The organism is Hypericibacter sp. (assembly GCF_050729195.1).
Lineage (GTDB): Bacteria > Pseudomonadota > Alphaproteobacteria > Dongiales > Dongiaceae > Hypericibacter.
In genome coordinates this window covers 1-6,585 of record NZ_JBOHKS010000010.1, presented here as the reverse complement: position 1 = coordinate 6,585, position 6,585 = coordinate 1, and the positions used below count along the sequence as shown (strand labels likewise).

Below are 6,585 nucleotides of genomic sequence, written 5' to 3'. Positions count from 1 at the left end.
GTCGAAGAGATCGCCGGTCTCACCGCCTTTCTCTGCGGCCCCGATGCCGCCTCCATCACCGGATCGGCCCTGCCCGTCGATGGCGGGTGGCTCGCCCATTGACATGCGTGGGACTTCCCCGAACGCGCAGGAGATCGCCATGGATGGCCATGTCACCGCAGAAGCCACCGCACCTCATCGCAAGGCGACGGATGCTCATGCCTTTCACGCCCATGGCCGGGAGCATCATCATGACGACCACAAGGCCGAACGGCAGATTATGCAGGCCGACAAGCTGGTGAATCTGGCCCTGCAGGGCGGCGGCGCTCACGGCGCCTTCACCTGGGGCGTGCTCGATCGGCTGCTGGAAGACGAACGCATCGGCTTCGACGGCATCAGCGCCACCTCCGCCGGGGCGATGAACGCCGTGGTGCTGGCCTATGGTCTTTCCGTGGGCGGCCGCGACGGCGCGAAGAAGGCCCTCGCCAGCTTCTGGCGGCGCGTCAGCCATGCCGCCGCCTTCGGGCCCCTGCAGCCGACCCCGCTCGACCGCATCCTGGGTAACCGCTCGCTCGAGGCGTCGCCGGCCTTCGTGCTGTTCGACCTGATGTCGCGGCTGTTCTCGCCCTATCAGCTCAACCCGCTCAACTACAATCCGCTGCGCCAAGTGCTGGAGCAGACCGTCGATTTCGACGCGATCCGCCGCGCCGAATGTCCGGTGAAGCTGTTTCTGTCCGCGGCCAATGTTCGCAGCGGCAAGGTCCGCGTGTTCGACAACATGGATATCACCGCCGATGCGGTGCTCGCCTCGAGCTGCCTGCCCTTCATGTTCCAGGCGGTCGAGGTCGATGGCGAGAGTTATTGGGACGGCGGCTATATGGGTAATCCGGCAATCTTTCCGCTGATCTACAACTGCGACAGCCCGGATGTGCTGGTGGTTCATATCAATCCGATCGAGCGCGAGGCACTGCCACGCAGCGCCACCGAGATCATGAATCGGATCAACGAGATCAGCTTCAATTCCTCGCTCATGCGCGAGATGCGCGCGATCAGCTTCGTCACCCGCCTGATCGACGAGAATGACGGGCTGGAAAGCCAGCTGCGCCGGATGATGATCCATTCGATCGCCGCCGACGACGTGATGGGAAAGCTCGGCGTCGCCTCGAAGCTGAACGCGGATTGGGAATTCCTCTCCGCCCTCAAGGAGACAGGCCGCGAACGCGCGGAGGCCTGGCTCGGCGAGAATTTCGATCGAATCGGCCGGGAATCCACGACCGATATCCGGGACCGCTATCTCTGAACGAAACAGGCCTTCATTGCCCAATATCACCCGTGCCGGCCCGATGAAACGACCGCTCAAAAGTTCCAAGGCCCGCGTCCGCCTTAATCGCCTGGGGCAGGAGCGCGAGGAAATCGTCGCCGCGATCCAGCGCGCCTATGACATCGACCGGCTCGATTGCGATCTGCCCGAGGTTCGACTGCCCCCGACCAGGCAGCGCAACTCCAAACTGACCAAGTCTAAACATTCCAAACGCCGCAAAGGAGACTGAGAATGGCCACGCAGATCATGGCAATGTCCGTTCGACCGGGTTTGGCGGAAAGATTGCATCGGGCGACCGACCTCGCCGGACGGATCCCCGTCTCGTTCCTGGCGTTGATCATGCGGATCGCGCTCGCTGCGATCTTCATCAAGTCGGGCATGACAAAGCTTGCCAATTTCGACATCACCATCTCGCTGTTCCAGGACGAATATATGGTCCCGCTGCTGCCGCCGGCCGTCGCCGCCGTGATGGCCACCATCACCGAGCTTGGCTGCGCCAGCCTGATCCTGGCGGGGCTTGGCACGCGGCTCGCGGTCCTGCCCTTGCTCGGCCTCACATTCGTGATCGAGGTCTTCGTCTATCCTGAGAACTGGGTCGAGCATCTGACCTGGGCCTCGATGTTGCTGTTTCTGGTGACCCAAGGTGCGGGTAAGCTGTCCTTCGACCATCTCATCCGGAAGGCCTTGGAGCGCCGCTGGGGTTATGCTGCATGAACGCACCCGTCGCCTTGGCGATGGCGTCGGAAGCGGGCGCCCTTGGGCGCCCGGCTTCTGGCTCAGCGCCCACTGGCGAACCTGCCACCATGGCTGGTGACCGTCATCGCGTAGTCATCCTGGGCGCGGGTTTCGGTGGCCTGTCGGCCGCCAAGGCCCTGGCCCAGGCGCCGGTCGACGTCACCGTGATCGATCGCCGCAACTATCATCTGTTTCAGCCCCTGCTCTATCAGGTGGCGACGGCCGCTCTCTCGCCCTCCGATATCGCCGCTCCCATCCGCGCTATCCTGCGCGGCCAGGCCAATTCCCGCGTGCTGCTGGGCCGGATCGAGGCCGTCGACCGCCAGGCGCGCGACGTGCTGCTTTCGGACGGACGGCGGATCCCGTTCGATACGCTCGTCGTCGCCACGGGCGCGCGCCATGCCTATTTCGGCCATGACGAATGGGAGCCGGTGGCGCCGGGCCTGAAGAAGATCGAGGACGCCATCGACATCCGCCGGCGGATCCTGCTCGCCTTCGAGAAAGCGGAGATGACGACCGACCCGGCGGCGCGCCAGCGTCTGTTGACCTTCGCCGTGATCGGCGCCGGCCCCACCGGCGTCGAGCTGGTCGGCGCCATCGCCGAGCTGGCCAAGATGGCCGTGGCCGCCGACTTCCGCGACATCGATCCGCGCCAGGCGCGCATCCTTCTGGTCGAGGCGGCCGACCGGGCGCTGACCTCGTTTCCCGAGCGCCTGTCCGCCAAAGCCAAGAAACAGCTCGAGCGGTTGGGCGTTGAGTTGCTGCTGGGCGCCAAGGTGACGCGCTGCGACGAGGCCGGCATCGAGATCGAGGATGGGACGGGGCGCCACTGCATTCCGGCCGCGACCGTGCTGTGGGCCGCCGGGGTCCAGGCCTCGCCGGCCGGAAAATGGCTCGGTGTGGAGGGCGACCGCGTCGGCCGCGTGCCGGTGACGCCCCATCTCCATCTGCCCGACGATCCGAATCTCTTCGTCATCGGCGACACGGCGCTGGTCATGGGTGCCGACGGCAAGCAACTGCCGGGCGTGGCGCCCGTCGCCAAGCAGGAGGGTGACTATGTCGCGCGGCTGGTCCGCCTGAGGCTGGCTGGCAAGAGGGTCAAGCCCTTCGCCTATCGCAACTATGGCAACCTCGCCACCATCGGCCGCAAGGCCGCGGTCGCCGATTTCGGCTGGATCCGATTGAGCGGCACGATCGCCTGGCTGCTCTGGGGCGTCGTGCACATCTTCTTCCTGATCGGCTTCCGCAACCGGATCTTCGTGCTGCTGAGCTGGCTCTGGGCCTATTTCTCGTTCCACCGCGGCTCGCGGCTGATCACCGGCTCGGACAACTGAGCCTAGCCTTCGGTCTCGCCGAGATAGGCGGCGACCTCGGCCGAGCGCGGCTCGGCGAAGAACGCATCCGTGGGCGCGACAATCCGGACCTGCCCGGACTGGATGAAGGCGACGCGGTCCGCGCCGTGATGTGCGTCCTCCGGCTGATGGCTGACGAAAAGCACGGTCAGGCCCCGCGCCCGCCGCAGCGCGCTTACCAGATCCAGCATCTCGCGCCGCAGCTTCGGGCCCAGCGCCGCGAAGGGCTCGTCCAACAGCAGCAGCGGCCGGTTGCGCACCAGAGCGCGGGCAAGCGCCGCCCGCTGCCGTTCGCCGCCGGAAAGCTGCTCGGGCTTGCGCTGGCCCAGCCCGGCGAGCCCGACCTCGGCCAGCGCCGCATCGACGCGAGCGCCGTCGCCATTCTTGAGCTTCAGCCCCGGATCGATCCCCAGCGCCACATTGTCGAAGACCGAGAGATGGGCGAAGAGATTGTGGTCCTGGAACACCATCGTCACCGGCCGCCGCGCCGGCGGCAGACCGTCGACGTCGATGCCCGAGAGTTTGATGCTGCCCGACAGCGGCGTCTCGAAGCCTGCGATCAGGTTGAGGAGCGTGCTCTTGCCGGCACCGCTGGGGCCGATGATCGCCAGGCTTTCGCCGGCTTCGACCGCGAGATCGAAGCGCATCAGCATCGCCTCATAGCGGAATGTCACGGCGCTCAGCTCAACGGCGAACATGGCCACCCACCATCTTGGCAATCGCGGCATAGGAGAGGAAATTCAACAGCAACAGGAGCGCCGCCGTCACCTTCGCGTCGGGCATGTGATAGGCGCCCATCTGCTGATAGAGCAGCAGCGGGAGCGTTTCCATGCCGTCCCGCCCGAAGAGGGCGATGGCCGACAGGTCGCCCAGCGCCAGGCTGAAGGCCAGCGCCAAGCAGAGCCCGAGGGGCTTGCGCAGTTTCGGCCAGTCGATGAGCCGCAGGCGGTTCCATCCGGACAGCCCGAGGGCCGCGCAGAGACGATCATCCTCGCGCGCGGCATCCGCGATGGCCTGAGACAATGTCCGGAGGCCGAAGGGCAGCGCCATGATCGCGTTCATCGCGATGACCAGCGCGTAGCTCACCCAGGCCTGATCCACGATCGGCCGGAACAGCAGAAACAGACCGGTGCCGAGCGCCAGCGGCGAAACCACGAGCCCGCCGACCGAGGCCGCCTGGAAGGCTCCGGACCAGCGCAGGGTCCGGCCGCCGCGCTGGCGGGTCGACATCGAGATCCCCAAAGCCAGGGCCGCACAAAACAGGCTCGCCAAGGCTGCGATGCCGAGACTGCGGAGCGCCCCTTGCTGCAGCCGTTCGTTCGACATCACCTCGCCGATCGATCCCAGGGCCCCCTCGATCAAGACCGTGATCAGCGGCAGGGCCACGAACAGAGCCGCGACCGCGATGACGATCGGATCGAGCATGCGCCCGAGCAGGCCCGACGCGTCCGGACGGCCGACCGTGGAGCGGAGCTTCGGCATCATGGGCATGTGGCGCTCGAAGACGCGGGTCAGGCCGAACAGGGCAGCGCCGATCGCCAATTGCAGCAGCGCCAGGGAGACGCCGCGGCCAAGATCGAAATCGAACCGCAAGGCCTGGTAGATCGCGACTTCCAAGGTGGTCGCGGCCGGCCCGCCTCCCAGCGCCAGGACCACCACGAAGCTGACGAAGCAGAGCAGGAACACCAGCAGCGCGATGGTGGGCAGTGTCTGGCGCAGCAGCGGCAGCTCGATGACCCGGAAGATCGCCCAGCTGTTCATGCCGAGCTGGGAAGCCAGCCGCCAGCTGTCCGCGGGCACGGCCTCGAACCGCGGCAGGAGCAGCGTCACCACCATCGGCATGTTGAAGAACACATGCGCAATCAGGATGCCCGCAAGGCCGTAGAGATAAAATTTTTGCGGAAGATCGAGCAGCGCGAGGCCCTGATTGAGCCAGCCCGTGACTCCGTAGATCGCCACCAGCCCGAAGATCGCGACGATGACGGGCGTCAGGAACGGCATCGCAAAGAGGAAGCGCAGCCATTCCCAGCCGGGAAAATTCGGCCGCCGCGCCAAGGCCCGTGCGACCGGGATCCCCAAGCCGACGCTCAGCAAGGTCGAGAGCGACGCCTGCCAGACCGTGAAACCGATGACATGGCGGATATAGCCGTCGCCGACGACCGCGCCCAGATCGATATCGGCCGCCGCCGTCAGCAACGCGACAAACGCTCCGCCGATCAGCAACGCGATGACCGCGAAGCTCGCGAGGCCGCCGATGAGGGGCAACGAAATCGCGTGATGGCGCATGGCGGTCATGGGCTCGTCGTCGCGTCGACGCCCCTCCCCCTACCCCCTCCCGCAAGGGGAGGGGACGAGGAAGACTCCGACACGCCTCTTCCTTCCATGGGGATGGGCAAGGAAAACGCGCAAGTCAGAGAAAAGTCCCAGCCCCCTCCCCTTGCGGGAGGGGGTAGAGGGAGGGGTTGCACGATGAATCTGGCGAGCGACACTACTGACTCATCGCCTTCAGCCATTCGTCGACCCAGGCCTTCCGTCCCTTGGCCGCCTCGTCGGCGGTGAAGAGCAGCGTCTGGTCCCTGGTCAGCGGCGTCGCGAATCCCTCCGGCAATCCTTCCGCCGGCGTCTTGACCGGATACATCCAGTTGGTCGTGGGGACCGCGGATTGGAATCCCGGCGTCAACATGAAGGCGAGGAATTTGTCGGCCAGCGCCGGATTGGGTGCATGGACGAGCTTCGCCGCGACCTCGATCTGAAGGTAGTTTCCTTCCGCGTAACTCGGCGCGGCGTATTTGTCCGTCTTCTCCTCGATCAGGTGATAGCTGGGCGAGGTGGTATAGCTCAGCACCAGCGCCGCCTCGCCCTTGAGGAACATGTCGTAGGCTTCGCTCCAGCCCTTGGTCACGGTCAGGATGCGCGGTTTCATGCTCGCCCAATAGTCGGGCGCCTTGTCGCCATAGACCTTGCGCACCCACATCAGGAGCCCCAGCCCCGGCGTGCTGGTGCGCGGGTCCTCGATCACGATCTTGTCCTTCGGATCGCCCTTGACCAGATCGGCCAGGCTCTGCGGCGGGTTGGCGAGCTTGGTCTTGTCATAGACGAAGGCGAACCAGCCATAATCGAAGGGCACGAACTGCTTGTCGGTCCAGGCGATCGGTAGATCGAGCTGGGACAGATCGAGGCCATGATCGGCGATGAGGC

At 65.7% G+C, this 6,585-nt stretch carries 7 protein-coding genes; 4 read left to right on the top strand and 3 right to left on the bottom strand.

Annotated features, from left to right (window positions below; translation table 11 throughout):
- The first annotated feature begins 103 nt into the window (after window positions 1-103).
- The 4 genes from ACREE8_RS00545 (at window position 104) to ACREE8_RS00530 (ending at window position 3,369) form a co-directional block, all read left to right on the top strand.
- Entirely contained in the window at window positions 104-1,279 is a 1,176-nt protein-coding gene (locus ACREE8_RS00545) for a patatin-like phospholipase family protein (protein WP_431571019.1), read from the top strand.
- Between the two features lie 16 nt (window positions 1,280-1,295).
- Entirely contained in the window at window positions 1,296-1,529 is a 234-nt protein-coding gene (locus ACREE8_RS00540; protein ID WP_431571018.1) for a hypothetical protein, read from the top strand.
- Window positions 1,530-1,531: 2 nt separating this feature from the next.
- Entirely contained in the window at window positions 1,532-2,014 is a 483-nt protein-coding gene (locus tag ACREE8_RS00535; protein WP_431571017.1) for a DoxX family protein, read from the top strand.
- A gap of 89 nt (window positions 2,015-2,103) precedes the next feature.
- On the top strand, window positions 2,104-3,369 hold the full coding sequence (locus ACREE8_RS00530) for an NAD(P)/FAD-dependent oxidoreductase (RefSeq protein ID WP_431571016.1): 1,266 nt from the start codon (window positions 2,104-2,106) through the stop codon (window positions 3,367-3,369).
- A gap of 2 nt (window positions 3,370-3,371) precedes the next feature.
- Here the strand turns inward: ACREE8_RS00530 and thiQ are convergent, their stop codons facing one another.
- From thiQ to ACREE8_RS00515, 3 genes are all read right to left on the bottom strand, one after another.
- Window positions 3,372-4,085, bottom strand: coding sequence for a thiamine ABC transporter ATP-binding protein (thiQ, locus tag ACREE8_RS00525; RefSeq protein WP_431571015.1), 714 nt, complete (start codon window positions 4,083-4,085; stop codon window positions 3,372-3,374).
- On the bottom strand, window positions 4,072-5,682 hold the full coding sequence (thiP, locus tag ACREE8_RS00520; RefSeq protein ID WP_431571014.1) for a thiamine/thiamine pyrophosphate ABC transporter permease: 1,611 nt from the start codon (window positions 5,680-5,682) through the stop codon (window positions 4,072-4,074). Before thiP ends, thiQ begins: the two co-directional genes overlap by 14 nt.
- Before the next feature lie 193 nt (window positions 5,683-5,875).
- Window positions 5,876-6,585 (bottom strand): thiamine ABC transporter substrate-binding protein (locus tag ACREE8_RS00515; RefSeq protein ID WP_431571013.1); only part of this gene is annotated, 710 nt, incomplete at its 5' end.

Coding starts and splice junctions, on each gene's coding strand:
- ACREE8_RS00545 (WP_431571019.1), top strand. CDS start 104: ATGCGTGGGACTTCCCCGAACGCGCAGGAGATCGCCATGGATGGCCAT.
- thiP (WP_431571014.1), bottom strand. CDS start 5,682: ATGACCGCCATGCGCCATCACGCGATTTCGTTGCCCCTCATCGGCGGC.
- ACREE8_RS00530 (WP_431571016.1), top strand. CDS start 2,104: ATGGCTGGTGACCGTCATCGCGTAGTCATCCTGGGCGCGGGTTTCGGT.
- ACREE8_RS00535 (WP_431571017.1), top strand. CDS start 1,532: ATGGCCACGCAGATCATGGCAATGTCCGTTCGACCGGGTTTGGCGGAA.
- thiQ (WP_431571015.1), bottom strand. CDS start 4,085: ATGTTCGCCGTTGAGCTGAGCGCCGTGACATTCCGCTATGAGGCGATG.